The 26,007-nt window shown below is 71.8% G+C and carries 21 protein-coding genes and 1 pseudogene; 13 read left to right on the forward strand and 9 right to left on the reverse strand.

The window, feature by feature from the left end:
* Positions 1 to 232: 232 nt before the first annotated feature.
* Together F9278_RS37040 and F9278_RS48885 are read left to right on the forward strand one after the other, a co-directional pair.
* On the forward strand, positions 233 to 532 hold the full coding sequence (locus F9278_RS37040) for a transposase (RefSeq protein ID WP_226967110.1): 300 nt from the start codon (positions 233 to 235) through the stop codon (positions 530 to 532).
* A 40-nt stretch (positions 533 to 572) separates the two neighbouring features.
* Positions 573 to 923 (forward strand): annotated as a pseudogene (locus tag F9278_RS48885) (IS3 family transposase); the annotation flags it as partial.
* A 368-nt stretch (positions 924 to 1,291) separates the two neighbouring features.
* Here F9278_RS48885 and F9278_RS37050 read toward each other — a convergent pair.
* Entirely contained in the window at positions 1,292 to 2,278 is a 987-nt protein-coding gene (locus tag F9278_RS37050; protein WP_226967111.1) for an endonuclease/exonuclease/phosphatase family protein, read from the reverse strand.
* Positions 2,279 to 2,598: 320 nt separating this feature from the next.
* Here F9278_RS37050 and F9278_RS37055 point away from each other — a divergent pair, with 320 nt between their 5' ends.
* Positions 2,599 to 3,294: a response regulator transcription factor gene (locus tag F9278_RS37055; RefSeq protein ID WP_152172201.1), complete on the forward strand. Its 696-nt coding sequence runs from the start codon at positions 2,599 to 2,601 to the stop codon at positions 3,292 to 3,294.
* Between the two features lie 61 nt (positions 3,295 to 3,355).
* Positions 3,356 to 4,411, forward strand: coding sequence for a sensor histidine kinase (locus tag F9278_RS37060; protein WP_193242072.1), 1,056 nt, complete (start codon positions 3,356 to 3,358; stop codon positions 4,409 to 4,411).
* A gap of 4 nt (positions 4,412 to 4,415) precedes the next feature.
* Here F9278_RS37060 and F9278_RS37065 read toward each other — a convergent pair whose 3' ends face one another.
* The 5 genes from F9278_RS37065 to F9278_RS37085 all read right to left on the reverse strand — a co-directional run bounded on the left by F9278_RS37065 (position 4,416) and on the right by F9278_RS37085 (position 10,790).
* A complete protein-coding gene (locus tag F9278_RS37065) occupies positions 4,416 to 4,868 on the reverse strand; it encodes a hypothetical protein (RefSeq protein ID WP_152172202.1) in 453 nt (150 codons plus the stop codon).
* The gene (locus tag F9278_RS37070) at positions 4,852 to 5,361 is read right to left on the reverse strand and encodes an RNA polymerase sigma factor (protein ID WP_152172203.1); all 510 of its coding nucleotides are present in this window, start codon (positions 5,359 to 5,361) and stop codon (positions 4,852 to 4,854) included. Before F9278_RS37070 ends, F9278_RS37065 begins: the two co-directional genes overlap by 17 nt.
* On the reverse strand, positions 5,358 to 6,062 hold the full coding sequence (locus tag F9278_RS37075; protein ID WP_152172204.1) for a class F sortase: 705 nt from the start codon (positions 6,060 to 6,062) through the stop codon (positions 5,358 to 5,360). The genes F9278_RS37070 and F9278_RS37075 overlap by 4 nt, the downstream gene beginning before the upstream one ends.
* On the reverse strand, positions 6,059 to 6,439 hold the full coding sequence (locus F9278_RS37080) for a Tat pathway signal sequence domain protein (protein WP_152172205.1): 381 nt from the start codon (positions 6,437 to 6,439) through the stop codon (positions 6,059 to 6,061). The genes F9278_RS37075 and F9278_RS37080 overlap by 4 nt, the downstream gene beginning before the upstream one ends.
* 133 nt (positions 6,440 to 6,572) lie before the next feature.
* Positions 6,573 to 10,790: a bifunctional nitrate reductase/sulfite reductase flavoprotein subunit alpha gene (locus F9278_RS37085; RefSeq protein WP_152172206.1), complete on the reverse strand. Its 4,218-nt coding sequence runs from the start codon at positions 10,788 to 10,790 to the stop codon at positions 6,573 to 6,575.
* Between the two features lie 424 nt (positions 10,791 to 11,214).
* On the opposite strand from F9278_RS37085, the gene F9278_RS37095 reads away from it, so the two are divergent.
* The 4 genes from F9278_RS37095 to F9278_RS37110 all read left to right on the forward strand — a co-directional run bounded on the left by F9278_RS37095 (position 11,215) and on the right by F9278_RS37110 (position 14,423).
* The gene (locus tag F9278_RS37095) at positions 11,215 to 11,604 is read left to right on the forward strand and encodes a cell division protein SepF (RefSeq protein WP_152174348.1); all 390 of its coding nucleotides are present in this window, start codon (positions 11,215 to 11,217) and stop codon (positions 11,602 to 11,604) included.
* A 588-nt stretch (positions 11,605 to 12,192) separates the two neighbouring features.
* Positions 12,193 to 13,359 carry an AAA family ATPase gene (locus F9278_RS37100; protein WP_152172208.1) on the forward strand — a complete coding sequence of 389 codons (1,167 nt, stop codon included), beginning with the start codon at positions 12,193 to 12,195 and terminating at the stop codon, positions 13,357 to 13,359.
* A gap of 77 nt (positions 13,360 to 13,436) precedes the next feature.
* Positions 13,437 to 13,754, forward strand: coding sequence for a nucleotide pyrophosphohydrolase (locus F9278_RS37105; protein WP_226967364.1), 318 nt, complete (start codon positions 13,437 to 13,439; stop codon positions 13,752 to 13,754).
* A 192-nt stretch (positions 13,755 to 13,946) separates the two neighbouring features.
* Positions 13,947 to 14,423, forward strand: a complete 477-nt coding sequence (locus F9278_RS37110; protein WP_152172210.1) for a DUF6099 family protein — start codon at positions 13,947 to 13,949, stop codon at positions 14,421 to 14,423.
* A 211-nt stretch (positions 14,424 to 14,634) separates the two neighbouring features.
* Here F9278_RS37110 and F9278_RS46480 read toward each other — a convergent pair whose 3' ends face one another.
* Positions 14,635 to 14,802, reverse strand: coding sequence for a hypothetical protein (locus tag F9278_RS46480; protein WP_193241804.1), 168 nt, complete (start codon positions 14,800 to 14,802; stop codon positions 14,635 to 14,637).
* Positions 14,803 to 15,048: 246 nt separating this feature from the next.
* On the opposite strand from F9278_RS46480, the gene F9278_RS37115 reads away from it, so the two are divergent.
* The 4 genes from F9278_RS37115 to uppS all read left to right on the forward strand — a co-directional run bounded on the left by F9278_RS37115 (position 15,049) and on the right by uppS (position 22,456).
* Positions 15,049 to 15,972, forward strand: a complete 924-nt coding sequence (locus F9278_RS37115) for an LLM class F420-dependent oxidoreductase (protein ID WP_152172211.1) — start codon at positions 15,049 to 15,051, stop codon at positions 15,970 to 15,972.
* Positions 15,973 to 16,164: 192 nt separating this feature from the next.
* A complete protein-coding gene (locus tag F9278_RS37120) occupies positions 16,165 to 17,763 on the forward strand; it encodes a 3' terminal RNA ribose 2'-O-methyltransferase Hen1 (RefSeq protein WP_152172212.1) in 1,599 nt (532 codons plus the stop codon).
* A complete protein-coding gene (locus tag F9278_RS37125; protein ID WP_152172213.1) occupies positions 17,760 to 20,342 on the forward strand; it encodes a polynucleotide kinase-phosphatase in 2,583 nt (860 codons plus the stop codon). The genes F9278_RS37120 and F9278_RS37125 overlap by 4 nt, the downstream gene beginning before the upstream one ends.
* A 269-nt stretch (positions 20,343 to 20,611) precedes the next feature.
* Positions 20,612 to 22,456, forward strand: a complete 1,845-nt coding sequence (uppS, locus tag F9278_RS37130; protein WP_152172214.1) for a polyprenyl diphosphate synthase — start codon at positions 20,612 to 20,614, stop codon at positions 22,454 to 22,456.
* A 110-nt stretch (positions 22,457 to 22,566) separates the two neighbouring features.
* On the opposite strand, the gene F9278_RS37135 is transcribed toward uppS, so the two are convergent.
* Together F9278_RS37135 and F9278_RS37140 are read right to left on the reverse strand one after the other, a co-directional pair.
* On the reverse strand, positions 22,567 to 23,466 hold the full coding sequence (locus tag F9278_RS37135; protein WP_152172215.1) for an NAD(+)/NADH kinase: 900 nt from the start codon (positions 23,464 to 23,466) through the stop codon (positions 22,567 to 22,569).
* Positions 23,463 to 24,599, reverse strand: a complete 1,137-nt coding sequence (locus F9278_RS37140) for an SPFH domain-containing protein (protein WP_152172216.1) — start codon at positions 24,597 to 24,599, stop codon at positions 23,463 to 23,465. Before F9278_RS37140 ends, F9278_RS37135 begins: the two co-directional genes overlap by 4 nt.
* Before the next feature lie 172 nt (positions 24,600 to 24,771).
* On the opposite strand from F9278_RS37140, the gene F9278_RS37145 reads away from it, so the two are divergent.
* Positions 24,772 to 25,995: an arginine deiminase gene (locus F9278_RS37145; protein WP_193241805.1), complete on the forward strand. Its 1,224-nt coding sequence runs from the start codon at positions 24,772 to 24,774 to the stop codon at positions 25,993 to 25,995.
* The last annotated feature ends 12 nt before the right edge of the window (positions 25,996 to 26,007 follow it).

Below are 26,007 nucleotides of genomic sequence, written 5' to 3' on the forward strand. Positions count from 1 at the left end.
GCTGGCGACGGTCGGACCTCAAGGGTCGGTGGAACTGCGTCGCGTCGGTGGGCTCCGTCAGTGCCACGGTGTTGCCGCCCGGATTCGCCACGGTGCTGACCAGATCGAAACAGCTGGTGCCAACTTCCTGCTGGTGACGGATCACGGTGTAGCCCTCGGCGGGCCCTGACCCCTGATTTTGGACACACGAGACACTGGATCCTGAGGATCTGAGAACGGACATCTCGTGGTCATGAAGAACTATCCGCCGCAGTTCAAGGCGGACGCGGTCGCGCTGTACCAGTCGCGGCCCGAGGCGACGATCCGGCAGGTTGCCGCCGATCTGGGGATCAATCCCGAGACCCTGCGCAACTGGGTCCGGGCGGCTGGCGCGAGCCGGCCGCGGGGACGCCGGGCGGAGGTGCCCACCGATCCGCCCACGCCGTTGGAGGCGGAGAACGCAGCGCTGCGCAAGAAGGTCCGTGAGTTGGAGGAAGAACGCGAGATCCTGCGCAAGGCGGCCAAGTATTTCGCCCGGGAGACACGCTGGTGAACCGCTTCCAGTTCGTCGCCGACCACCAGCGCCGCTCGGCGTGAAGCGGCTGTGCACCATCCTGGGCATCGCCCGTTCCAGCTTCTACTACTGGCGCCGGACCGCTGAGGACCGGGCCGCCCGTCAGGCCGCCGACGTCCGCCTCGCCACCCGGATACGGGCCGTGCACCACGAATCGGGCGGCACCTACGGCGTCCCCAGGATCACCGCCGAACTCCGCGAAACGGGCGAGCGCATCAACCACAAGCGGATCGCCCGGGTGATGCGGAGCATCGGCCTGGCCGGAGTGCGACTGCGGCGCAGGCACCGCACCACGACCGCGGACCCGGCTGCGGCGAAGGCCCCGGACCTGATCGGCCGCGACTTCACCGCAAGTGAGCCGAACACGAAGGACCGGGCTGGCGGCTGCGTGCCGTCGGGCAGGGCTACGACCATGGCCTGGCCGAACTCGCGCGCGGCTACGGCGTCGATGTGGCGTGAACGTTGCGGAGGGTGAGGATCCCGAAAGCGGGGGCCGGGCGCATCACGAGCACCGAGGTCCGCGACGAGTCGGTCTCCGTGGCCGCCGCCGCCGCCGCCGTGAGCGTGTCCGCGCCATAGTCATCCCCTGCCCCTGCCCCTGCCCCTGCCCCTGCCCCTGCCCCTGCCTCGGATCGCTCCACGTCAGCTCGGCGGTCTCGGCATCCGGCGGTGGATCGAGCCGTCGGGCTTTGGGCCTGGGGCCGCCCGGACGGCTGCCTGCGTCCGGCCGCCCGTTGGTCACCAGCTGATGTCGGCCGCCACCGGAAGGTGGTCGCTGGTGGTGGCCGCGAGTACCCAGGAGCTGTTCGGTCGTACTCCGCGGAACAGGATCTGGTCGATGCGGGCCGTCGGGAGAGGCGCGGGCCAGCTGAAGCCGAAGCCGTCTCCGGCCGTTTCCTGGGTTGAGCGCAGTTGGGAGGTGAGGTCGGCGAGGGCGCGGTCGTCGGTGGTGGCGTTCAGGTCGCCGAGCAGGAGTACCCGCTCGTTCTTCTCGGCGGTGACGGCCTCGGCGAGTGCCTGTGCGTTTCTGTCCCGGGTGGTCGTCCAGAAGCCGGACCTGGGGTTCAGCCGTACGGATCCCAGGTGGGCCACGTACACGGCGAGGGGCCCGTGGTCCGTGGTCACCGTGGTGCGCAGCGCGCGGTTGTAGGAGAGCTTGACGTCGGCCGGCTTGGTGTCCGCCAGCGGTCCGTAGTCCATCTTGATGTCGACCGGCCGGGTGTCCGACAGCGGCAGCCTGCTCCACAGCCCGACCGTGCCCTGCACCGAGTGGTACGGGAACGCCCGCGCCAACTCCCTTTCGTACGTGCCCTTTGCCTCCGGTGTCACCTCCTGCAGCGCCAGCAGGTCCGCCCCGGACGCGGCCAGGTCGCGTGCCGTGCCCGCCGGATCGGGGTTCTCGGCGCCGACGTTGTGGCTGACCACGGTGAGGTCGCCGGTGCCGTGCGACTTGTCGCCGAGGAGACCGCCGAAGAGGGCCAGCCACACCACGGCCGGCAGCAGCGGTGCGGCCACCGCAGCGGCGGATCGGCGCCACAGCCCGGCGAGCAGCAGTACGGGGACGAACAGTCCGAACCACGGCAGGAACGTCTCCACCAGGCTGCCGAGGCCCCCGATGCGGTTCGGGATCCACGCGTGCAGGAGGAGGAGCAGGCCCAGCAGCAGAGCCGACGCGGCGAGCGGCAGGCCGCGTTTCCAGGGCCCCGGCCGGGACACGATGCGCATCACCCGGCGGATGCCCGCGCGCCGACTCCCGGCGGTGCCATCGCGGCGCCCCGCGCGCCGACTCCCGGCGGTGCCTTCGCGGCGCCCCGCGCGCCGACTCCCGGCGGTGCCTTCGCGACGGCCCGAGCCACCCCGGCACATGTCGCCTCGGCCCGCGCCGCCCCCGTCCACGTCTCCCCGCCCCGTCTCCGGCGTCTCCACCCCTGTCATTGCTTGCCGTTCACATCGTTCATGCCGTCAGTGAAGGCGGCGCGGTGTTGCCGGCCCGTATGTGGATTTCGATACGCCGCCGATATGTGCCGACTCGTAGCCTCGGCGGTATGCGTGTGCTGATCGTCGAGGACGAGCCCTATCTGGCGGAGGCCATCCGCGACGGCCTGCGGTTGGAGGCGATCGCGGCCGATCTCGCCGGTGACGGCGACACCGCTCTGGAACTGCTGAGCGTCAACGCCTATGACATCGCCGTCCTCGACCGCGACATCCCCGGACCGTCCGGTGACGAGATCGCCGAACGGATCGTCGCCTCCGGCAGCGGTATGCCGATCCTGATGCTCACCGCGGCCGACCGTCTCGACGACAAGGCCTCGGGGTTCGAACTCGGCGCCGACGACTACCTGACGAAGCCGTTCGAACTCCGAGAACTCGCGCTCAGGCTCAGGGCGCTGGACCGCAGACGTGCCCACAACAGACCTCCCGTGCGAGCGCTCGCCGGTCTGCGGCTGGATCCGTTCCGCCGTGAGGTCTACCGGGACGGCCGCTATGTCGCGCTGACCAGGAAGCAGTTCGCCGTGCTCGACGTCCTCCTCGCCGCCGAGGGCGGTGTCGTCAGCGCCGAAGAGCTGCTGGAGCGGGCGTGGGACGAGAACGCCGACCCGTTCACCAACGCCGTACGCATCACCGTCTCGGCACTGCGCAAACGGCTCGGCGAACCCTCGATCATCGCCACCGTGCCCGGCGTCGGCTACCGGATCGACACGCGACCGCAGGCCGGGCACGAGGAGGGCGGGCGTGGATAGGAGCAGGGCACCCGGGCTGAGCGTTCGCCTCAAACTCACCCTCAGCTACGCCGGATTCCTCATGGTGGCGGGTGCGTTGCTGCTCGCCGCCGTGTGGGTGTTCCTGCTGCGGTACGTCCCCGAGCGGGCGACGCTCATCGACCAGGACGACGACCTGACGCAGGGAGTCTTTCCCGTCCGGTCCGGCCTTCTGGAGGTGTTCGCCCCGAGAGCGGCCGGGGTGCTGGCATTCCTGCTGGTGTTCGGCCTTGTCGGAGGGTGGATCCTGGCCGGCCGCATGCTCGCCCCTCTGCACCGGATCACCGACGCCACACGCATGGCCGCGAACGGATCGCTCTCCCACCGCGTCCGACTACCGGGCCGCAAGGACGAGTTCCGCGAACTCTCCGACGCCTTTGACACCATGCTCGCGCGGCACGAGGCGCACATCGCCGAGCAGCGGAGATTCGCGGCCAACGCCTCCCACGAGCTGCGGACCCCGCTGGCGATCTCGAAGGCGCTTCTCGACGTGGCCCGCACCGATCCCGGCCGCGACGCCGGTGAACTCGTCGACCGCCTCCACGCCGTCAACTCCCGGGCGATCGACCTCACCGAGGCGCTGCTCCTGCTCAGCCGGGCCGACCAGCGCGCCTTCACCCGAGAACCGGTCGACCTGTCCCTCCTCGCGGAGGAGGCCACCGAAACGCTTCTCCCTCTCGCGGAGAAGCGCGGCGTCACCGTCGAGACCCGCGGCGACATCGCCTCCGTGAGCGGATCGCACGCGCTGCTGCTGCAGTTGACCATGAATCTCGTGCACAACGCGATCGTCCACAACCTGCCGGAACAGGGCACGGTGTGGGTGAACACCGGCGTTCGCCCCGGCGCCGTGGTGCTCACCGTCGAGAACACCGGCGAGGAACTCACCCCGCAGCTGGTCTCGACACTCACCGAACCGTTTCAGCGCGGCACCGAGCGCGTACACACCGACCACGCGGGCGTCGGCCTCGGCCTGGCCATCGTCCGAACCATCACCCGGGCACACGACGGAACGCTCACCCTCACCCCGCGCCCCACCGGAGGCATCCGTATCGCCGTGGAACTTCCCGGGACATCCCCGCGCACCGACGGATACGGATGACGACTCAGGGAGTTGAGGGAGTCGATGGCGGCTTCGATGCTCGTGCGGTGCCCTGGGCCGGGGTCGCCGAAGGGACCGTGGTCTCGGCGGCGGACTTGGTGGGTGGGCCCGAGGGGACCGGGCTCGGGGGCTGTTCGGTGGGGGGCCGGGTGTCGGGCGCCGGGGTCGGCGGTGCGGTGGGGGAACCGCTGGTCGCGGGGGGCGGGGCCAGGGGGACCGAGGGGGAGGCGGGGGCGTCGTTCCCGGCGAAGTACGTGGGGAGGGCGAGGAGGGCGACGGCCGCGCAGGTCGCGGCGGCACCGGCCGCGGCCCGGACGAGTCGGCGGCGGGCGGCGGTGCGGCGGATCGTCTCGTAGCGGCCGGGGGGCGGGCCGAGACGGTCGGCCGGGGGGCGCAGCAGGACGGTGAGCGGGTCGTCGGGCTCGAAGTCCGGGCCCTCGTCAGGGCGTGTGATCAAGGCTTCTCCTCAGATGGGCGCGGAGCAGTTCGCGGGCCGCGTGGAGGTCGGCCTTGACGGTTCCTTCCTTGCGTCCGGTCAGTTCGGACACCTCCCGGATCGGCATGTCAGCGTAGTAGTGCAGCAGGATCGGCACCCGCAGCCGTTCCGGCAGGGACCGCACGAGCATGCGGACCGAGGGGTCGGACTGTTCGGTGTGGGACGACCGCGGGTGCACCACCGCCTCGGCGGTGGCCCGGTGCATCGCCCTGCGTTCGCGTTCGAGTTTGCGCCAGTGGTCCCGTACGAGGTTGGCCGCGGTGACGTAGAGGAAACCGTGCGGCTCCGCCACGGAGGTCCAGCGGGCCCAGAGCCGGGTGAACGCCTCCGACGCGATCTCGTGGGCCGTCTCGTCGTCGTCGACCAGCCGACGGCACCAGCCGGCGAGGCGCGGGTAGAGGGCGGCGAACAGTTCGGACGCGGCCTGCTCACGGGATCCACGGGACCGTTTCAACGCTCCCCGTTCCGCTCGGAGTCCAGCGTGGCGAAGACGATCACGTTGTCGCGGTACTCGTCCCGGTGGCCGCCCCGGTACTCGTCGTAATCGTCTCCGTACTCGTCTCCGTACTCGTCTCCCGAGCGTCCCGTACGGGGGCCGCCGCAGGTGATGAGACGCAGCGCGGGGCGGTCCACGTTGCCGTAGACCTCGGCCGCCGGGAAGTCGGCCTTGGGGACCGTCCGTACCGAGTCGACGGTGAACTCCGGTGTCGTGCCGTTCTCCAGGCGCGCCTCGATCCGCTCGCCCCGCCGCAGCCGGGCGAGATGACGGAACACGCCGTCCCCGTACGAGCCCACCGTGACATGACCCAGGATCACCGACGGGCCGGTCTGGCCCGGTGTCGGGGAGTGCCGGTACCAGCCCGCCCGGTCGTGCGCCGTGATCGGCGGCACCTCCACGGTGCCGTCCGGGGCCAGCCCCAGCCGGATGACCGGGGTGTCGACCTCGATCGCCGGGATCAGCAGCCGCACCGGCACCGAGCGGCCGAGGGCGCGCGCGGCGCCCACGCCGGTGTCGGACGGTGTGGACCGGGACGGGGACGCGCCGCCCTCGGAAGGCGTGGTCGTGGCGTGGTCGGTGCGGCTGCCGCCCTCGCAGCCCACGAGCAGTGAGGCACCCGCCGCGGTGACGAAGGCGCGCCTGGAGAGCCGTGTCACGCCTCGTTCGCCCGCCTGCGGCGTACGAGCACGACGGCCGCGCCGCCACCGACGAGCAGGGCGGCGGCGCCGGTACCGGCCAGGACGCTCGCGCCGCCCGACTCCTTCGACTCCGCCACCACACCGGTGTCGGGGGCGCCGCTGGGCACGACCGAGACCTGGCTCGGCGCCGGGGTCGCGTCGCGGTCGGCCGGGACCTTGCTGGGTTCGGCCTCCGTCGGAGGCTCCGCGGTGGGGGCGGACGGGACCGGGCTCGGCGCCTTGGAGGCCTCCTGCGGTACGGCCGACGGGCTGGTGCCGTCCGCGAACGCGGGCAACGCGGTCGCCAGCACGGTGGTGAAGGCGAGTGCCGTGGCACTGAGGACGGTTCGGCGCATGAGTCGCTCTCTCTCGTCGGTTCCCTGCCGCCACCCGGCAGATTGCCCGGGGCACGGCGGCATCACGTAGCGAGCGGAGAGACGAGACAGGGACGGACCGCGTTGTAAAGAGATGGCAAAGGGGGGAGGGCGCTCAGTACACGTCCCGCACGTACCGCTTCTCCGTGGAGAGTTGCTTGACGTACGCGGCGGCCTCGCCCTCCGTCATACCGCCGTGGGTGGCCGCGATGTCCCGCAGCGCCTGGTCGACGTCCTTCGCCATACGGGAGGCGTCGCCGCAGACATAGAAGCGGGCGCCGTCCTGGAGCCAGTGCCACAACTCGGGGCCGTGCTCGCGCATCCGGTCCTGGACGTACACCTTCGCGCGCTGGTCGCGGGAGAACGCGGTGTCCAACCGGCTGAGCGTGCCCGCCTCCTGAAGAGCCGTCAGCTCCTCCTCGTAGTAGAAGTCCGACGCTTGGTGCTGCTCCCCGAAGAACAGCCAGTTGGGCGCCCGGTGGCCGAGCGCCCGACGCTCGTCCAGGAAGCCGACGAAGGGGGCGACCCCGGTGCCGGGGCCGACCATGATCATGGGGGTCGTCGCGTCGGCGGGCGGCCGGAAGTGCGGCGAGCGCTGCACGAAGACCGGTACTTCCAGGTCCGCCTCGCCGTCCGCGAGGAAGGGCGAGCAGACCCCGCCGCGCGGGCGCCCGCGCAGGTTCTCGTACCGCACGACCGACACCGTCAGTGAGATGTGGTGCGGGTCGACGAGCGGGCTCGACGAGATGGAGTACAGCCGGGGCTGGAGCCGTTTGAACACACCGGTCCACTCCTGCGCGGAGGCCCGTACGGCGAACTCGGCCACCACGTCGACGGCCTGCCGTCCCCATGACCACTGGGCCAGCCCGTCCTTGTTGTCCGGGCGGGTCAGCCGCTTCAACTCCCGGTTGTCCCGCGTCCGTTCGGCCGCGAAGCGGAGCAGGTCCGAGGTGATCCGGGTGATGTCGAGATGCCGGTGCAGCGCCTCGGCGAAAGGGACCTCGCCAACTCCGTTGACCTCCACGGGAGTCGAGCCGTCCAGACCGGTCACCGCCAGCCACTCCGCCACCAGGTCCAGGGAGTTGACCGGCCGTACGCCGAGCGCGTCGCCCGCCTCGTACGACAGTCCCGTCCCGCTGGTGTCGAAGGTGAACCGGCGTACCTCCTTGCCCGCCCCGGGCAGGCTGAGCAGCCGGTTGCCGACCAGCCGGGCGACGGCGGGCGCGGGCTTGGGGGCGCGGGGGACGGACGCGGGAGCGGAGCCGGGGGCTGAGCCAGGACGGGACTGCGGCTGCGCCACCGTACCCGTCGTACCGGTCGTGCCCGCGCCACCTGCGGTCGCCGTACCCGCGTCCGCCTCCGCGTCCGTGCCGAGCGCGCTGATGACCTGGCCCAGCCAGGCGTCCGCCGATGGTTCGTAGTCCGGCTCGCAGTCCGTGCGCGGGGCCAGGCGTACGGCGCCCAACTCGTCGAGCCGGGCGTCCAGTCGGCGGCCGTGGCCGCAGAAGTCGTCGTAGGAGGAGTCGCCGAAGGCCAGTACGGCGTAGCGCACGCCGTCCAGGCGGGGGGCCTCCTGGTGGGAGAGCGCGTCCCAGAAGCCGGAGCCGTTGTCGGGGGCGTCGCCGTCCCCGAAGGTGCTGGTGATCAGCAACAGGTCGGCGCCGAGCGGTAGTTGGTCGGGAATGGCCTCGTCCATGCCGACGAGCGTCGCCCGGTGTCCGGCGGCCCCGAGGTGCTCGGCGGCGGCCGTCGCGAACTCCTCGGCGGTCCCGGTCTGCGAGGCCCACAGCACGACGACCTCGCGTCCGGGGGCCTCCCGTCCGGCGGGCCCGGTGGTTCCGGTGGCGGCGGGCGCCGTGCTCGGGGTCGCCGACCGTGAGTACATCCCGGCGAGCACCCCGTTCACCCACATCGCGTGCTCGGGGCTGAACGGCGCGTCCACCGGCAGTACGGGCACCCCCTGCACCCCGGAGCCGAGCCCGGCGAGGAAGCCGGTGAGGTACTGGCGTTCCTGGGCGGAGAGGACGGGCGGGGGAGAGGGCTCGAGACCGAACGGGTTGCCACCGGGGGTGACCGTCGTCGGTACGGTCACCGTCGCCGGCGCGAGCGACCCGACGGGCTTGGTGTCGGCCAGAGTTGGTGTCGGCGCCGACACCCGTACCGGCGCCGCCACCTTCGCCAGCGACACCGCGCACACCTTCAACTCCGGCTGGAACGACAACGGATCCACCGCGTCGCTCGTCACCGCGTTGATGCTGAGGTACTCGCCGAACAGGTCGTTCCAGTGGAACGGGGCGAACACGCACCCGGGCATCACCCGGTCCGACACCACCGCCGGGAGCACGGCACGCCCCCGCCGGGACGCGACCTCCACGGAGTCCCCGTCCTGGACGCCGAGTTCACGCGCGTCCTCGGGATGCACCTCCACGAACGGCCCGGGGTTCAGCTTGTTGAGCTTGGCGACCCTGCCCGTCTTGGTCAGGGTGTGCCACTGGTGCTGCAAGCGGCCGGTGTTGAGCACGAACGGGTAGTCGTCGTCGGGCAGTTCGGCGGCCGGCATGTGCGGCCGGGCGTGGAAGACGGCCCGCCCGCTCGCGGTGGGGAAGAGGAGCCCTCCGTCCGCCCCGGCCCCGGCGTACCGGATCGGATTGCGGGCCGGCCCGTCCTCCGAGGCCGTCGGCCACTGCACGGACCCGGACCGCAGCCGCTCGTACGTGACACCCCGCAGATCCCAGCCGGTCTTCGGGTTCCAGGCCCGCTTGATCTCCTCGAAGACCTGCTCGGCGCTGTCGTAGGAGAAGCCCTTCTCGAAGCCCATCTCCCGTGCGACGGCCGCGATGATCCGCCAGTCGGCCGTCGCCTCGCCGGGCGGGTCGGCGGCGGGGGCCGCGAGCGTGAGATTCCGCTCGCTGTTGATGAGGACGCCCTCGGACTCGGTCCACAGCGCACCCGGCAGCACGACATCGGCGTACGCGTTGGTCTCGGTGTCCGCGAAGACGTCCTGGGTGACGACGAACTCGGCGGCCTCCAGCCCCTCGATCACGGTCTTCCGGTTGCCGACCGACGCGACCGGGTTGGTGCAGATGATCCAACAGGCCTTGATCTCCCCGTCGGCCATCTTCTGGAACATCTCGACGGTGCCCTTGCCGACGCCGTCCTTGCGGAGGCTGTCCGGGGCCAGCTCCCACAGCTCCTCGACGAACGCCCGTTCCGCGTCGACGAGTACGGACCGCTGCCCCGGCAACCCCGGGCCCATATAGCCCATTTCGCGTCCGCCCATGGCGTTGGGCTGCCCGGTGAGCGAGAAGGGGCCGCTGCCCGGACGGCAGATCGCGCCGGTCGCCAGATGGAGGTTGACGAGCGCGTTGGTGTTCCAGGTGCCGTGCGTGGACTGGTTGAGCCCCATGGTCCAGCAGCTCGTCCACTCGGCGGCCTCGCCGATCAGCCGGGCGGCCTCGCGGATGTCGTCCGCCGGGATGCCGGTGAGGTCCGCGACGGCCTCCGGCGGGTACTCGGCGAGGAAGTCGGGCATCGCCTCCCAGCCCTCGGTGTGGGCGGCGATGAACTCGGGGTCGGTGTGCCCGTTCGTGTGCAGGAGGTGGAGGAGACCGTTGAGGAGGGCGAGGTCCGCGCCGGGGCGTATCTGGAGGAAGAGATCGGCCTTCTCGGCCGTCGCCGTCCGCCGCGGGTCGACGACGATCAGTTTCGCACCCGCTTTGACCCGGTCCATCATCCGGAGGAACAGGATCGGATGGCAGTCGGCCATGTTCGATCCGATGACGAGGAAGACATCCGCCTTGTCGAGATCCTCGTACGAGCCGGGCGGTCCGTCGGCGCCCAGCGACAACTTGTAGCCGGTGCCCGCGCTCGCCATGCACAGCCGGGAGTTGGACTCGATCTGGTTGGTGCGGATGAAGCCCTTGGCCAGCTTGTTCGCCAGATACTGGGCTTCCAGGCTCATCTGCCCGGAGACATAGAAGGCGAACGCGTCCGGCCCGTGCTCGTCGATGATCGCGCGCAGCCGCCGGGCGGTCTCGGCGATCGCGTCCGCGACGGGCGCGGGGGCCGGTTCGTCGCCCCGGTCGTCCCGGACGAGGGCGGTGGTGAGGCGGCCGGGCGCGGACAGCATGTCGGCCGTGGTCGCGCCCTTGGTGCAGAGACGGCCGAAGTTCGCCGGGTGGGACTTGTCGCCGGACGCCTTCAGGACCGTGCGCCGGCCGTCGGGCCCCATCCCGACGTCCAGGAGCATGCCGCAGCCGACACCGCAGTACGAGCACACGGTCCGCACCTGGGTCGTGCTGCTCGTGGTGCTCCGCGGGCCCTGTGCGGCCACGGGCGGCCCCTCTCTGTCGGCGTCCGGGTGTCCGGTCGGTCGCATCTCCGGCACGGCGGTCCATGGGTCGGCCGGGCCGTCGGTCCGGTGGCGGTGCGGTCGGGCGGTTGCGTTCTGGTACGGCGGCCGGTCGGCTTCCGCTCAGCCTCCGGGAGCCGACCGGAACCCGTCCGGAGCTGTCCGGGACCCGTCCGGGAGGTTCGATCGTACGAATTGCCCGTTACGCCTGTGTCACATGACCTGATCATGGAGCGTTACGCCCGCCACACACGGCGGCGCAAGGGGCTGTGAGGGCGGGTTCCGGCCGTTGTGCGGGACAGGGGTGTCGCGGTCCGTGTCGCTGTTGGGCCGAACGGGTGACCATGCGTAAGAATTGGCTGATGCAGTCATTCAGTGCGAGCCAGGGGGAGGGCCGGTGAACAGGGTGAACAGCCACGATGTCACCGACGAACAGTGGGAGGGGCTCGCCCAGGTCGTGCCGTTGCGGGGCCGGGACGCCTGGCCGTCGGCGGTCGGCCACCGGACCATACCGGAAGCCGAGACCGAGGCCCGGCGGCGTTTCGTGGTGCTGCGTGTCAACGTCTTCGCGGACGCCCGTGACGTGGCGGAGACGCTGATGGCGGGCATCCCGGTGCTGCTCGACCTCTCCGGCGCGGAGACCGACACCGCCAAACGCGTGCTCGATTTCAGTACGGGGGTCGTTTTCGGCCTCGCCAGCGGAATGCACCGCGTCGACCGAAACGTGTTCCTTCTCACGCCCCCGGGAACCGAGGTGCGGGGGTTGATGGAGGGCGCGGGGGTTCCTGGGGTGTGACGGGCGGGGCGGGCGAGGGTGCCTGCGGGTGCCTGGACCTGTGGGGTGCGGCGCGCGTGTCCGGACCGCGTGAGGCGAGGCCCGGGTGCGGTGCTCCGGCTGAGTCCGGAGCGCCGGGGGGCGACGCCCGGCGTCCGTACGGGTTCGGCGCGCTCGTGGTGGGTGCCCGGCACTCCTGACCTGCCCTGAGCGCCGGCGATCGGACGCGTCTCGCTTGGCGAGGCCGTGGGTGGCGGGGTCGGCGAGGGTGCGTGCCGCATGGTCGCGCTGCGGGCCGAGGCCGAGTTCGACGGAGAGTCGGTTGGCGCCGCCCAGTGGGCTCCGCCTCCCTCCCTCGACCTCCCTTCTCCGCCTCCCCCTCGGCCTGGCCTCCGTCCCTCTTCCTTCTCTCCACCGCACTCCATCTCTCCTGATCTCTCCTGGAACCGCCCCCAATGAGCGCTCCCGGTGTTCGGGGCGCCCGTAGTCGGTCTTGCGCGCTCCTCGGTTGCTCGGGGCGCCCTCGTCTCGGCCGGGCGCTCCCCCGATAGCGGGAAGATCCACTCGGCGGAACGGTTTGCCTGCCCGGCGGGGCCTTACGGTCCGCATATGACCGTGTCATCCCTGTCGCCGGTGGTGTCCGGCGTGGACGCCGGGGCGCGTCCGGAGCGGCCGAGGGTCACCGAGTTGCGGCTGTCCGCCTTCGCCGGGCACCGCGGTGTCTTCCTCCCACTGGGGCCGCTGACCCTCCTCGCGGGCCGCAGCGGCAGCGGCAAGACCACCGCGCTGCGGGCGTACGAGGCACTGGCGAGACTCGGGGGCGGCGTCCACCTCGGCGAGGTCTTCCCCGACCCGCTCAGCTGTGTCCCCGAACGGGCCCGCCCCGACGCCCAACGCCGGCGCGGCTTCCGCATCGGCTGCACGGCCGACGGCCCGGAGGGACCCGTACATCTCGACGTCGCCGTCCAGGCCGAGCCCGAACTCCGCATCGTGGGCGAGCGGTTGAGGTCCGGCGGGCTGACGCTCCTGGAGACCGCGCTCGTCGACCCGAGCCGCCCCGTCGTCCAGGCCTCCTGGCACACCGCCGGCACATCCCCGGTCACCCGGGGCCCCCTCCCCGACGACCTGCTCGGCACCGCGCTGCTCCCTCTGCGCGTCGCCGGAAAGACGGACGGCCAGCGCCAGGTCCTCGCCGCCGCCGAACAGATGGTGGTCGCCCTGCGCTCGGTCTACGCCTGTGATCCGCGCCCCGGCCGGATGCGCGCCGCCGTGCCGCTCGGCTCCGGCCGGCTGCTCCGGGGCTGCGACAACCTCGCCGACGTGCTCTGGCGTACGCGGACCGAGTGCGGGCGACGGCACGCGCTGCTCGTCGGTGCCGTGCGCGACGGCTGTGCGGGACCGGTGCTCGATCTGCTCGCCGAGCCGCTGCGCGACGGCGCGGTACGGGCGGTGCTGGACCGGGGCGACGGCGTGCGGACCGCCCTGGGGCTGCTCGGGGACGGGGAGTTGAGGTATCTGGCACTGGCCCTCGTGCTGTTCACCGGCCCCGGTGTGCTGGAGATCGACCCGGTCGTGGAGGTGCCCGCGGCACTCCAGACGCTCACGGTCCTCGCCGACGGCTTCGACCGGGCCCTCGACCCCAGGCAGGCCCTGGAGTTGGTGCGGCTGGCGGCCCGGATGTGCGAACGGGGGCACATCCGGCTGGTCGGCGCGGTGAGCGACGCGTCCTGGGCCGCCGGGGTGGCAGGGGTGACGGTGGTAGACCTGAACCCGTGAAAGATCCTGAACCCGCACGAGAACCCGTACGAGAAGCCGCGCAGGAACCAACACGAGAACCCGTACGAGAGCTTGACCTGCCCGCGCTGCAGCGGCGGCTGGCCGAGTTCGCCGCCGCCCGGGACTGGCAGCGGTTCCACACACCCAAGAACCTGGTCGCGGCGCTGAGCGTCGAGGCGTCCGAACTCGTGGAGATCTTCCAGTGGTTGACCCCGGAGGAGTCCGCGCGCGTGATGGCGGACCCGGAGACCGCGCACCGTGTCACGGACGAGGTCGCCGACGTGCTCGCGTATCTGCTCCAGTTCTGCGCGGTGCTGGGCATCGATCCGTTGTCGGCGCTGGATGCGAAGATCGACCGCAACGAGCGGAGATTTCCGGCGCCAGGGAAGCCTTGAGGGCGCCTCAAGTCGAGCGCGCTCGTCCGGTTGTCACTCTCCGGAGTTAAGGGCTTGTCCACAGCCGACTTGTTATCCACAGATTTCAGGCTTCCTCTGGCTTTCTGTCTCAGTGACCCTCACTGTGGGTAATGAACAGGCAGGAGTTCGGGCGGACGTGTGAGAGCGCGTCGGGACAGTCGGGGGCAGCGCATGGATGCGGTGCGGCTCATCATGGCCAGCAGGCGTGCTCTGGCGGGCAGCGCCGAGGGGCCTCAGCTCATGGCGGAGGCGTGGCAGTCCTATGCCCTCGCCCAGGCGATCGGCAGCCGTCTCGCGGTCTCGGGACCACCCGAACTACGTGGTGAGGCCCTCGGGTTGACCGAGTTGGCCGGCAGCGGCTGCGGCATACTCGGCGCCCCGCCGCTCGGTGTGGGCGATTTACGTGCCGCCCAGCTCACCGAGTTGGGCGACGCCCATGACTCCCTCGTCCGCCTCGGTGTCCTCCTCGGCGAGGTCGGCATCGCCCTCGTGGGGCTGGCGAGCGGAGCGGACGACGAGGCGACGTACTGGCAGTGCATGGAGGCGATCGACGCGGCGGACGAGGCCCGCGACCGGGTCCTGGAGATGCTGCGCCGCCTGGCGGTGAGAGACCAGGTCCTGTCGGAGAGGGACGCGCCCACGGGGTGAGCCATGCGAGAAGCAAGGGGCGCAGGCGCAGCCCCGGCTTTTCGAGGGGCGCGGGGAACTGCGCGAGAAGCCCCACCGACCCGCACATGACGAACGCCCGACCGCCCCCCGGGGCCCGCACATGACGAACGCCCGACCGCCCCCCGGGGCCCGCACATGACGAACGCCCGGCCGGAAGGGCCGGGCGTCGTGTTCCATGGCTCAGGGAAGGTCAGGCTGTGTCGCGCTCCTCCGCGACAGCGGCACGCGGTGCCGACAGATCCGCGTCGAGCTGGGACAGGTCCGCGTTCAGCGCGGCCATCAGCTCCTCCATCTGCTGGAGCAGACCCTTCGGCTGCGCAGGCACGGTGGCCTGCTCCGGCACGGCTTCCTGGGACATGTGACGGCCTCCTCGGCCCTCGCCCCGCGAGGGGGCACGTGTGCGGGCGTCCCGGCAGCGACCGCCGGCGACGGGTGCCGGGCGGTCCGGCTCCTCCCGAGCAACGATCACCGTTCCCGCCGGTCACTGGCCCGAGCCCGCCCCATGCGCCGGATTGACGGATTTTCACCCGACCGTGGGCCCGTGGCGCCGATGGCACCGATGCCGTTGACCGAGGGCCGAGGGCCGAACGTGCAGGATGGAGGCATGGATCTTCGCATCTTCACCGAGCCCCAGCAGGGGGCGTCCTACGACACCCTCCTCACCGTCGCCAAGGCCACCGAGGACCTCGGGTTCGACGCCTTCTTCCGCTCCGACCACTATCTCCGCATGGGTTCGTCGGACGGCCTGCCCGGCCCCACCGACGCCTGGATCACCCTGGCCGGACTCGCCCGCGAGACCAAGCGCATCCGCCTCGGCACCCTGATGACCGCCGGCACCTTCCGGCTGCCCGGCGTGCTCGCCATCCAGGTCGCCCAGATCGACCAGATGTCCGGTGGCCGTGTCGAACTCGGCCTGGGCGCGGGCTGGTTCGAGGAGGAGCACAAGGCGTACGGCATCCCCTTCCCCAAGGAGAAGTTCGGGCGGCTGGAGGAGCAGCTCGCCATCGTCACCGGTCTGTGGGCCACCGAGGTCGGCAAGACCTTCTCCTACGAGGGCACCCACTACCAGCTGACCGACTCGCCCGCGCTGCCCAAGCCCGCGCAGGCCAAGGTGCCGGTGCTCATCGGCGGCCACGGCGCGAGCCGTACGCCGAGGCTGGCCGCGCGGTACGCCGACGAGTTCAATATGCCGTTCGCCTCGATCGAGGACAGTGAGCGGCAGTTCGGGCGGGTCCGCAAGGCCGCCGAGGAGGCCGGCCGCAAGGGCGACGACCTGGTGTACTCGAACGCCCTGGTCGTCTGTGTCGGCAAGGACGACGCCGAGGTGGCCCGCCGCGCCGCCGCGATCGGCCGTGAGGTCGACGAGCTGAAGGCCAACGGCCTCGCCGGCTCCCCGGCCGAGGTGGTCGACAAGATCGCCCGCTACCAGGCCGTCGGCTCCCAGCGTGTCTACCTCCAGATCCTCGACCTCGACGACCTGGACCACCTGGAGCTGATCTCCACCCAGGTGCGGTCCCAGCTGTCGTAAGCCGGGCCCGCGCCCCGCGCCCCGAAAGGGGCGCGGGGAACTGCGTGAGCAACCACGAACCACCCGGACCCGCCGACGCACCCGCCCCCGCACGCCCGAGCCGGCGGGGGCGAAAAGCCCAGGTAAGCACGCCCCCTTCCCCTGTACGTTGGGCTCTCCGCAGCTCAACCACCCACCACGAGGCACCCCACCGTGTTCCTGACGATCAGTACCACCGGCACCCCGGAACGCCCCGCGACCGACCTCGGTTTCCTCCTGCACAAGCACCCCGACAAGACGCAGGCGTTCTCCACCTCCTACGGCAAGGCGCACGTCCTCTACCCCGAGGCGGACGCCGAGCGCTGCACGGCCGCGCTGCTGCTGGAGGTGGACGCCGTGGCGCTGGTCCGGCGCGGCAAGGGCAAGGGCCGTGGCGGCGCACCGGACGCGGCGCTCGCCCAGTACGTCAACGACCGCCCGTACGCGGCCTCCTCCCTGCTCGCCGTCGCGCTGAACGACGTCTTCTCCAGCGCCGTGCGCGGCCAGTGCAAGGCCCGGCCCGAACTCCCGGAACAGGTCCGCCCGTTGCGCGTCGAGATACCGGCGCTGCCCGCACGCGGCGGCCCGGCCCTCGTGGCCAAGCTCTTCGAGCCGCTCGGCTGGACGGTCGCCGCCGAGCCGGTGGCGCTGGACACCGTGTTCCCGGAGTGGGGCGCCTCCCGTTACGTACGGCTCGTGCTGGAGTCGGAGTCGCTGACCCTGGCCGAGGCGCTGCGCCACCTGTACGTCCTGCTGCCGGTCCTCGACGACGCCAAGCACTACTGGGTGTCGTCGGACGAGGTCGACAAGCTGCTGCGCGCGGGCGAGGGCTGGCTCCCGGCCCACCCGGAGCACCAGCTGATCACCAGCCGCTACCTCTCCCGCCGCTGGTCGCTGACCCGGCAGGCCATGGAGCGCCTGGAACTCGTACGGCTCGCCGAGGCCGACGACAGCGAGGTCGAGGAGATCGACAACGCGGTCACGGAGACGGAAGAGACCGACGCGACGGAAGAGACCGAAGACGCCGAATCCAACGTGAACGGCGAGGGCGGCGCGGCCGAGGGCGAAGGCGTGGCCGAGGGCGAAGGCGCGGCCGGGGAAAAGCCCGTGCCGCTCGCCGTGCGGCGACGGGACGCGATCATCGCCGCGCTCAAGGAGTCCGGGGCGGCCCGGGTCCTCGATCTCGGGTGTGGTCAGGGCCAGTTGGTGCAGGCGCTGTTCAAGGACGTCCGCTTCACCGAGATCGTCGGTACGGACGTGTCGATGCGCGCGCTCACCATCGCCTCCCGCCGGCTCAAGCTCGACCGCATGGGCGAGCGCCAGGCCTCCCGTGTCCGGCTGTTCCAGAGTTCCCTCGCCTACACCGACAAGCGGCTCAAGGGCTATGACGCCGCCGTGCTCTCCGAGGTCATCGAGCACCTCGACCTGCCCCGGCTGCCCGCCCTGGAGTACGCGGTCTTCGGCTCGGCCCGCCCCCGGACCGTGCTCGTGACCACCCCGAACGTCGAGTACAACGTCCGCTGGGAGACGCTCCCCGCCGGCCACGCCCGGCACGGCGACCACCGCTTCGAGTGGACCCGCGAGGAGTTCCGCACCTGGGCGACCACGGTGGCCGAACGGCACGGCTACGAGGTCCGGTTCGTGCCCGTGGGGCCCGACGACCCGGAGGTCGGCCCGCCGACGCAGATGGCCGTCTTCGACCAGCGCGACACCGACAGCACCGACAGCACTGACAGCACCGACAGCACCAGCAAGGAGGCGAAGGCGGCATGACCGGGACTCAGCAGAAGCACGGGCGCACCCTGCCCGTCACCGACCTCTCCCTCGTGGTGCTGATCGGCGCCTCCGGCTCGGGCAAGTCGACGTTCGCCCGACGCCACTTCAAGCCCACCGAGATCATCTCCTCCGACTTCTGCCGGGGCCTGGTCTCCGACGACGAGAACGACCAGAGCGCGACGAAGGACGCCTTCGACGTGCTGCACTACATCGCGGGCAAGCGCCTCGCGGCCGGCCGCCGTACCGTCGTCGACGCGACCAGCGTGCAGTCGGAGTCCCGCAAGCAGCTGATCGAGCTGGCGCGCGAGCACGACGTGCTGCCGATCGCCATCGTGCTCGACGTGCCGGAGGAGGTCTGCGCCGAACGCAACGCGACCCGCACCGACCGCGCGGACATGCCGCGCCGCGTCATCCAGCGCCACACCCGTGAACTCCGGCGCTCCCTGCGGCACTTGGAGCGCGAGGGCTTCCGCAAGGTGCACATCCTGCGGGGCGTCGAGGACATCGAGCACGCCACGATCGTCACCGAGAAGCGCTTCAACGACCTGACCCACCTCACCGGCCCCTTCGACATCGTCGGCGACATCCACGGCTGCGCGAGCGAACTGGAGTCCCTGCTCGGCAAGTTGGGCTATGTCGACGGCAGCCACCCGGAGGGCCGTACGGCCGTCTTCGTCGGCGACCTCGTGGACCGGGGCCCCGACAGTCCGGGCGTGCTGCGCCGCGTGATGTCCATGGTCGGCTCGGGCGACGCGCTCTGTGTGCCCGGCAACCACGAGAACAAGTACGGCCGTTACCTCAAGGGCCGCAACGTCCAGCACACGCACGGGCTCGCCGAGACCGTCGCGCAGATGGAGGGCGAGAGCGAGGAGTTCAAGAAGGAGGTACGGGAGTTCATCGACGGACTCGTCAGCCACTACGTCCTCGACGGCGGCCGACTGGTCGTCTGTCACGCCGGTCTGCCGGAGAAGTACCACGGCCGCACCTCCGGCCGGGTCCGCAGCCACGCGCTGTACGGCGACACCACCGGTGAGACCGACGAGTTCGGGCTGCCGGTGCGCTACCCGTGGGCCGAGGACTACCGGGGCCGCGCGGCCGTCGTCTACGGCCACACCCCGGTGCCCACCGCCACCTGGCTGAACAACACCATCTGCCTGGACACGGGCGCGGTCTTCGGCGGCAGGCTCACCGCGCTGCGCTGGCCGGAACGTGAACTGGTCGACGTACCGGCCGAGCAGGTCTGGTACGAACCGGCCAGGCCGCTGGTCACCGAGGCGCCCGGCGGGCACGAGGGACGGCCGCTGGACCTGGCGGACGTGCACGGCCGGCGGGTCGTCGAGACCCGGCACGCGGGCCGGGTGTCGGTCCGCGAGGAGAACGCGGCGGCGGCCCTGGAGGTCATGAGCCGCTTCGCGATCGACCCGCGTCTGCTGCCGTACCTGCCGCCGACCATGGCCCCCACCGCCACCTCGCACATCGAGGGCTACCTGGAACACCCGGCGGAGGCCTTCGCGCAGTACAAGGAGGACGGGGTCGCGCGGGTCGTGTGCGAGGAGAAGCACATGGGCTCGCGGGCGGTCGCCCTGGTCTGCCGCGACGCGGACGCGGCCCGCGAGCGCTTCGGCGTGGACGGCCCCACCGGCTCCCTCTACACCCGCACGGGACGCCCGTTCTTCGACGACGAGGCCCGTACCGAACTGGTCCTCGGCCGGATCCGCGAGGCCATGACGGCGGCCGGACTCTGGGCCGAACTCGACACCGACTGGGTGCTGCTGGACGCCGAGTTGATGCCGTGGTCGCTGAAGGCGTCCGGGCTGCTGCGCACCCAGTACGCGGCCGTCGGCGCCGCCTCCGGCGCGGTGTTCCCGGGCGCGCTGGCCGCCCTGGAGGGCGCGGCGGCACGCGGTGTCGACGTGGGCGACCTGCTCGGCGAGCAGCGGGAGCGGGCCGCCGACGCCGCCGCGTTCACCGAGGCGTACCGGCGTTACTGCTGGCCCACCGAGGGCCTGGACGGCGTACGTCTCGCGCCCTTCCAGATCCTCGCCGTCCGAGGCCGCAGCCTCGCCGCGCTCCCGCACGACGAGCAGCTGGCCCTGATCGACCGGCTCGTCGAGTTCGACGTCAGCGGTCTGCTGCAGACCACCCGGCGTCTCTTCGTCGACACCGGCGACGAGGCCTCCGTACGGGCGGGCATCGACTGGTGGCTGGAGATGACCGGCCGGGGCGGCGAGGGCATGGTCGTCAAGCCGGTCGGGGCGGTGGTGCGATGGGGTCGCCCCCGCTATAGCGAAGCCGAGAGTGGGGGAGAGAAGGGGCGGCTGGTCCAGCCGGGCATCAAGTGCCGGGGCCGGGAGTATCTGCGGATCATCTACGGCCCGGAGTACACCCGCCCCGAGAACCTCGCCCGGCTGCGCGGCCGGTTCCTCAACCACAAGCGGTCCCTCGCGCTGCGCGAGTACGCCCTCGGCCTGGAGGCCCTGGACCGGCTCGCCGAGGGGGAGCCGCTGTGGCGGGTGCACGAGGCGGTGTTCGGGGTACTGGCCCTGGAGTCGGAGCCGGTCGACCCCCGGCTGTGAGCCTCGCCCCCCGGCTGTGAGCCTCCGGCCCGCCACGGACGCCCGTTCGGGGCAGGTGTCCGCGGCGGGCGTCCGTGGCGGATGGACCCACCCCGGTGAGGCGACAATGCGGCTGATAATGTCGCGGGCAGGCGTGGCCGTGCACTGCGTTCGAATGGTTCCAGCGGTTCCGGCAGTGCTCGGGGGACAGTGATCGCGGCCAGTCGCAGGCGATCTCTGTCACCCGAGTCGGTCCCATCGGTCCCATTCGAAGGTATGTGGGGTTCCCCATGCGTCGCAGTACCACGCGGTCCGTCACCCGGTCCCTCTCACGGTCCGGGCGAGAGCGCTCGGCACTCGACGCCGCGTACGACGAGTGCCGCCACCTGGTCCGTACGACCCGGCCCACCGAGCACGCCCTGATGCAGCTCATGCCCCCGGTGGCCCGCCCCGCCTGCTGGGCCCTGTACGCCGCCTTCTCCCGCGCGGACGATCTGATCGACTCCACCGAGGGCACCCCCGAGGAGCGCAGCCGGCGGCTTCAGGAGTGGCGGGTCGCACTGGAGTCCGACCTGGCGAGCGGCACCAGCGAGGACCCGATCCGGCTCGCGCTGACCGACTCCGTGTGGCACTGGGGGCTCGACCTCGGCGACCTGCTCGCCGCCATGGACGCGGTCCAGCGGGACGACGGCCGCACGGGCGTCGCGAACTGGCAGGAGTGGCGCGAGCGGGCCCACTCCCAGAACATCAGCTGGCCCGAGCAGTTGATGCGGATGCTGGTCCGGGTCGGGCTGCCCGTGCCCGTACGCCTTCGCGACCTGCCCGGCTTCACCCGTTTCGTGGACGGGCTGTTCCTCACCGACATGCTCCGGGACCTCCGCGAGGACCTGGACGCCGGACAGGTGTGGTTTCCCGCCGATGTCATGGACCGCTTCCGGGTCACCCCGGCCGACCTGATCGCCCGTGAGTGGACCCCCGAGGTCCGGGAGCTGATCGCGCATCTCACCGGCCAGGCCCGGGAATGGCTGGAGGGCTCCCGCCGGGCGCTGCGGAACACACTGCCGCTGGGCCCCTCCATCGTGCTCGACAGCGCCGTCGAACTGTTCGGCGCGGAGCTGGACGCGATCGTCCGGGCCGGATCCGCCGTGCTGCACCGTCCGGTCCGCGTTCCCCGGCACATCGAGTGGCGGCTCCTCGGCCCGGCTCGGGCACGGGCGGCCGTGGTGTGGCGGCTGACGCTGCCGCCCGGCCGGGCGGACGCCCCCGCGCGGACGGCGGCGGCCCCCGCGACCCCGGGCGACGCCACCGCACCGGACCCGCTGACCGGCACCGGACTGCCCACCACCCGGATCGCCGAACCACCCCTCCCGCCCCGCCCGCACCGCGACGGCGCCCGCCCGCCGGCCATAGCCGAGGCCCATCTCCCGCAGCATGTGGCGATCGTCATGGACGGCAACGGCCGCTGGGCCACCGGCCTCGGGCTGCCCCGTGACGAGGGCCATCGCGCCGGGGCGGTCGCCCTGAGGGACGTCGTCCAGGGCGCCCTGGAGATCGGCCTCGCGCATCTGACGGTCTACGCCTTCTCCACCGAGAACTGGAAGCGGTCGCCCGACGAGGTCTCCAAGCTCTTCGCGATCATGCGCTCCGAACTCCTCGACGGGGAGTTGCTGGACCATGACGTGCGGCTGCGCTGGGTGGGTTCGCCCGACGGCCTCCCGGACGACGTGGTGGAGGTCCTCCGCGCCCAGGAGCACGCCACCCGCCACCGCACCGGTCTCACCCTCAACGTCTGCGTCAACTACGGCGGTCGCGCCGAACTCGCCCAGGCGGGCGCGGCGTTGGCGCGTGCCGCGCTGGCCGGTGAGGTCGACCCCGCCAGGGTCTCGGAGCAGCTCTTCGCCGCGCATCTGCCGCATCACGCCCTGCCCGACGTCGACCTTCTGTGGCGCACCAGCGGGGAGATCCGTACCTCCAACTTCCTTCCCTGGCACGCCCATTACGCCGAGCTGCACTTCACCGACCAGCCCTGGCCGGAGGTGGACCGCCTCGATCTGTGGGAGGCGGTGGTCGCCTACACCCAGCGCAAGCGTCGCAAGGGGGCGGCTTCGGCTGCCCCGGCGAAGGGGGCCGAGTAACCGCCGGATCAGGGGTGGGGGCGTGACTGTGCGTTGCCGGGTGCGGGGAACCGCGCGACCAGCCCCCACGCACCCGCACCCGATGAACGCACCCCCCCCGCGTCCCCTCGTCACCCCACCAACCGCAACCGAACCCCCGCCACCCCCACCCGCACCGTCTGCCCCCATGTCAGCTCCAGTGCGTCCCCCTCCATCCCGTCCCCGAACACGATGAGCCGGTCCGACTCGACGGCGAGCGACAACCGCCCGTCCCCCACGAGCGCCCCCGCCACCAACGACGTCCCCGTGACCGGCGACGGCCACGCCTCCCGCACGAACCACAGCAGCCGCGCCTCACCCGGACCGGGCAACACCAGCTCGCTCGCCCGCTCCTGCCACACCGACCGGATCCACCCGCTCGCCCCGGTCCCGGTCCCGACGAGCACCCCGGACGAGGCCTGGGGCTCGACGGCACCCCTGTCGCCGTCGAGCCCCAGGCGGTACCGGGCGGTCTGGTGCCCCGCCGCGCCGAGGTAGATCTCGTTGAGCGCCACCAGCCGCTGTGTGTCGTCGGCGACGGCCTCGACCATGGTCAACTCATCGGTCGAGGAGCCGGGTTGGAGCACGGAAGCGAGCAACTTGCCCGCCTGCCCCGGCCGGTGCCGCACCAGCACCCCCGGGTTGCGCCGGGGATCGGGGTTGATGCCCACCACCGGCTGGCCCGCGAGGTACTTCGCGACATTGGCCACCAGCCCGTCCTGCCCGACGACCACCACGACGTCCTCGGGCGCGAACAGGAACCGGTCCAAGTCACCCCGCTCGACTCGTGCCTGACGCCAGGTCAGCGGGACCGAGGACGTGACCTCGGCAAGCGCCCCGCGCTCCCGCCGGTGCCGCTCGGCCACGTCCTCGATGTCCCGCCCCCGGGACCGCAGGAAGAAGGCGGCCTGCCCGTGCGTACCGTGCCGGGCCACCAACTCCTCGTACTCGGTGGTGCGATGGACCAGCACCACCCGCGGCGCCAGACTCACGCCGAGCCCCCGGCCCCCGGCCCGGCCGCCGTTCCGCCGCCCGCCGCGCCGAGCTTCGCCAACAGCCCGGTCAGCACGTCCGGGGACACCGTCACGCTCTCGATCCGCGGCAGGTTCTCCGCGAGCCGGGTCCCGGTCAGCGCGTGCAGCGTGGCCGCGTCCACCTCGGCGTGCACCCGCAGCCATGCCGCCTGTGCCTCGGCCCGTGCCTCGCCCACGGCCCGCGCGGCCCGTGCCTCCGCCTCGGCCAGCTTGACCTGCCGTACCGCCTCGGCCTCGGCGAGCCTCACACTCCGTGTGGCCTCCGCGTCCGCCAGCCTGACGGTCCGTTCGGCCTCCGCCTCGGTCAGCCGTACCGTCCGGGCCGCCTCCGCGCCCGCCTTCACCGCGTCCGCCGCGGCCCGCTCCTCCGCCTCCCGCCGTGCGTTCGTCCCCCGCTGGTCGACCAACTGCTCCTCGCGCCGGGCGAGTTCGATCTGACTGGCCAGCTCGTTCTCCGCGATGGCCCGCTCCCGCTCGACGGCCACGGCCCGCCGCTCGTACGTCGCCCGGTCCGCCTCCTGCTGGATCTGCTCCCGGGCCGGTGTGCGCAGCGCCCGCTCCACCTCGGGCTCGGGCCGCAGCGCCACCACGCGTACGGCCACGATCTCGATGCCGGTGGCGGGGAGCCGGGGCTCGGCCGCCAGCCCGCTCGCCACCCGCTCCCGGACCGCCGCGACCCCGTCGACCAGGGCCGAGGCCAGCGTCGTACGGGCCAGGACGTCCAGCGCGTGCTGCTGGGCGGTCTCCGTCAGCAGGGTCGACAGCTGCTCCAGGGGAGCGCCGCGCCAGATCCCGGTGTCGGGGTCGATGGAGAAGTCGAGGCGGGCGGCGGCGATCGCCGGGTCGCTCACCCGGTAGGTCACCGTCGCCTGCACCGCCACATCCTGGAAGTCGGACGTACGAGCATGGAAGGTCATCGCCAACTCCCGGTCGTCCACCGGGACTTCGGAGAGCGCGGCGCTCAGCGACCGGTACCAGAAGCTCAGCCCCGGGCCGTCGTGCGCGAGCCGCCCGGAGCGGTGGTGACGGATGTGCGCGGTGGGCGCGCCGCGCAGATGCCGCCAGCCGAGCCGTCTGGTGATGTCGGCCATGGATGATCCCCCTCGTGACGTCCGGGCGACACCGATTAGTGTCACTCCGACGATAATGGATCGCCGCTCTTATCGTCAAGAGGACGATATGAAGGGGTGGGCGGGCGGGCGGAAGGGTTCCGATTCGGCCGACCGGCGGGTGAACACGCGCCCGAATGGTCAGGATGAGGACATGGGATTCCATGTCGACTCCGAGGCCGGGCGCCTGCGCCGCGTCATCCTGCACCGGCCGGATCTTGAGCTCAAAAGGCTCACCCCCAGCAACAAGGACGCGCTGCTCTTCGACGATGTGCTGTGGGTGCGCCGGGCGCGCGCCGAGCACGACGGATTCGCCGACGTGCTGCGGGACCGGGGCGTCGCCGTCCACCTCTTCGGCGACCTCCTCACCGATGTCATGCGTGTCCCGCAGGCCCGGGAACTCGTCCTCGACCGCGTCTTCGACGAGAAGGAGTACGGCCCGCTCGCCACGGACCACCTCAGGGCCGCCTTCGAATCGCTGCCCCTGGCCGAACTGGTCGAGGCCCTGATCGGCGGCATGACCAAGCGCGAGTTCCTCGACGCCCACATGGAGCCGGCCTCCGTCCGCTTCCATGTCATGGAGCTGGACGAATTCCTCCTCGACCCGCTCCCCAACCACCTCTTCACCCGCGACACCTCCGCCTGGATCTACGACGGGGTCTCCATCAACGCCATGCGCTGGCCCGCCCGCCAGCGTGAGACCGTCCACTTCGAGGCGATCTACCGGCACCACCCGCTCTTCCGCCCCGAGACGTTCCATGTCTGGTCGGAGGGGCAGGCCGACTACCCGTCCACCATCGAGGGCGGCGACGTCCTGGTCATCGGCAACGGCGCCGTCCTCATCGGCATGAGCGAGCGCACCACGCCCCAGGCCGTCGAGATGCTCGCCCACAAGCTCTTCGCCGCCGGCTCCGCGCAGACCATCGTGGCCCTCGACATGCCGAAGCGCCGGGCCTTCATGCATCTCGACACCGTCATGACCATGGTCAACGGCGACACCTTCACCCAGTACGCCGGACTCGGCATGCTCCGCTCGTACACCATCGAACCCGGAGTCGGGGAGAAGGAACTCAAGGTCACCGACCATCCGCCGGAGCACATGCACCGAGCGATCGCCGCCGCGCTCGGCCTCGACTCCATCCGGGTGCTCACCGCCACCCAGGACGTCCACGCCGCCGAACGCGAGCAGTGGGACGACGGCTGCAACGTCCTCGCCGTCGAGCCCGGTGTCGTCGTCGCCTACGAACGCAACGCGACCACCAATACGCATCTGCGCAAGCAGGGCATCGAGGTGATCGAGATCCCGGGGAGCGAGCTGGGGCGGGGGAGGGGTGGGCCGCGCTGTATGAGCTGCCCGGTGGAGAGATCCGCCGTGTAGCGGCGGCCTCTT

Source organism: Streptomyces phaeolivaceus (assembly GCF_009184865.1).
In the GTDB taxonomy this organism is placed as follows: domain Bacteria; phylum Actinomycetota; class Actinomycetes; order Streptomycetales; family Streptomycetaceae; genus Streptomyces; species Streptomyces phaeolivaceus.

What these genes read in the sequence shown, in the direction of transcription:
- F9278_RS37110 (WP_152172210.1), top strand. Translation starts at nt 13,947, where the DNA reads ATGGATGCGGTGCGGCTCATCATGGCCAGCAGGCGTGCTCTGGCGGGC.
- F9278_RS37060 (WP_193242072.1), top strand. Translation starts at nt 3,356, where the DNA reads ATGGTGGCGGGTGCGTTGCTGCTCGCCGCCGTGTGGGTGTTCCTGCTG.
- F9278_RS37115 (WP_152172211.1), top strand. Translation starts at nt 15,049, where the DNA reads ATGGATCTTCGCATCTTCACCGAGCCCCAGCAGGGGGCGTCCTACGAC.
- uppS (WP_152172214.1), top strand. Translation starts at nt 20,612, where the DNA reads ATGCGTCGCAGTACCACGCGGTCCGTCACCCGGTCCCTCTCACGGTCC.
- F9278_RS46480 (WP_193241804.1), bottom strand. Translation starts at nt 14,802, where the DNA reads ATGTCCCAGGAAGCCGTGCCGGAGCAGGCCACCGTGCCTGCGCAGCCG.
- F9278_RS37055 (WP_152172201.1), top strand. Translation starts at nt 2,599, where the DNA reads ATGCGTGTGCTGATCGTCGAGGACGAGCCCTATCTGGCGGAGGCCATC.
- F9278_RS37125 (WP_152172213.1), top strand. Translation starts at nt 17,760, where the DNA reads ATGACCGGGACTCAGCAGAAGCACGGGCGCACCCTGCCCGTCACCGAC.
- F9278_RS37100 (WP_152172208.1), top strand. Translation starts at nt 12,193, where the DNA reads ATGACCGTGTCATCCCTGTCGCCGGTGGTGTCCGGCGTGGACGCCGGG.
- F9278_RS37140 (WP_152172216.1), bottom strand. Translation starts at nt 24,599, where the DNA reads ATGGCCGACATCACCAGACGGCTCGGCTGGCGGCATCTGCGCGGCGCG.
- F9278_RS37040 (WP_226967110.1), top strand. Translation starts at nt 233, where the DNA reads ATGAAGAACTATCCGCCGCAGTTCAAGGCGGACGCGGTCGCGCTGTAC.
- F9278_RS37050 (WP_226967111.1), bottom strand. Translation starts at nt 2,278, where the DNA reads ATGCGCATCGTGTCCCGGCCGGGGCCCTGGAAACGCGGCCTGCCGCTC.
- F9278_RS37080 (WP_152172205.1), bottom strand. Translation starts at nt 6,439, where the DNA reads ATGCGCCGAACCGTCCTCAGTGCCACGGCACTCGCCTTCACCACCGTG.
- F9278_RS37145 (WP_193241805.1), top strand. Translation starts at nt 24,772, where the DNA reads ATGGGATTCCATGTCGACTCCGAGGCCGGGCGCCTGCGCCGCGTCATC.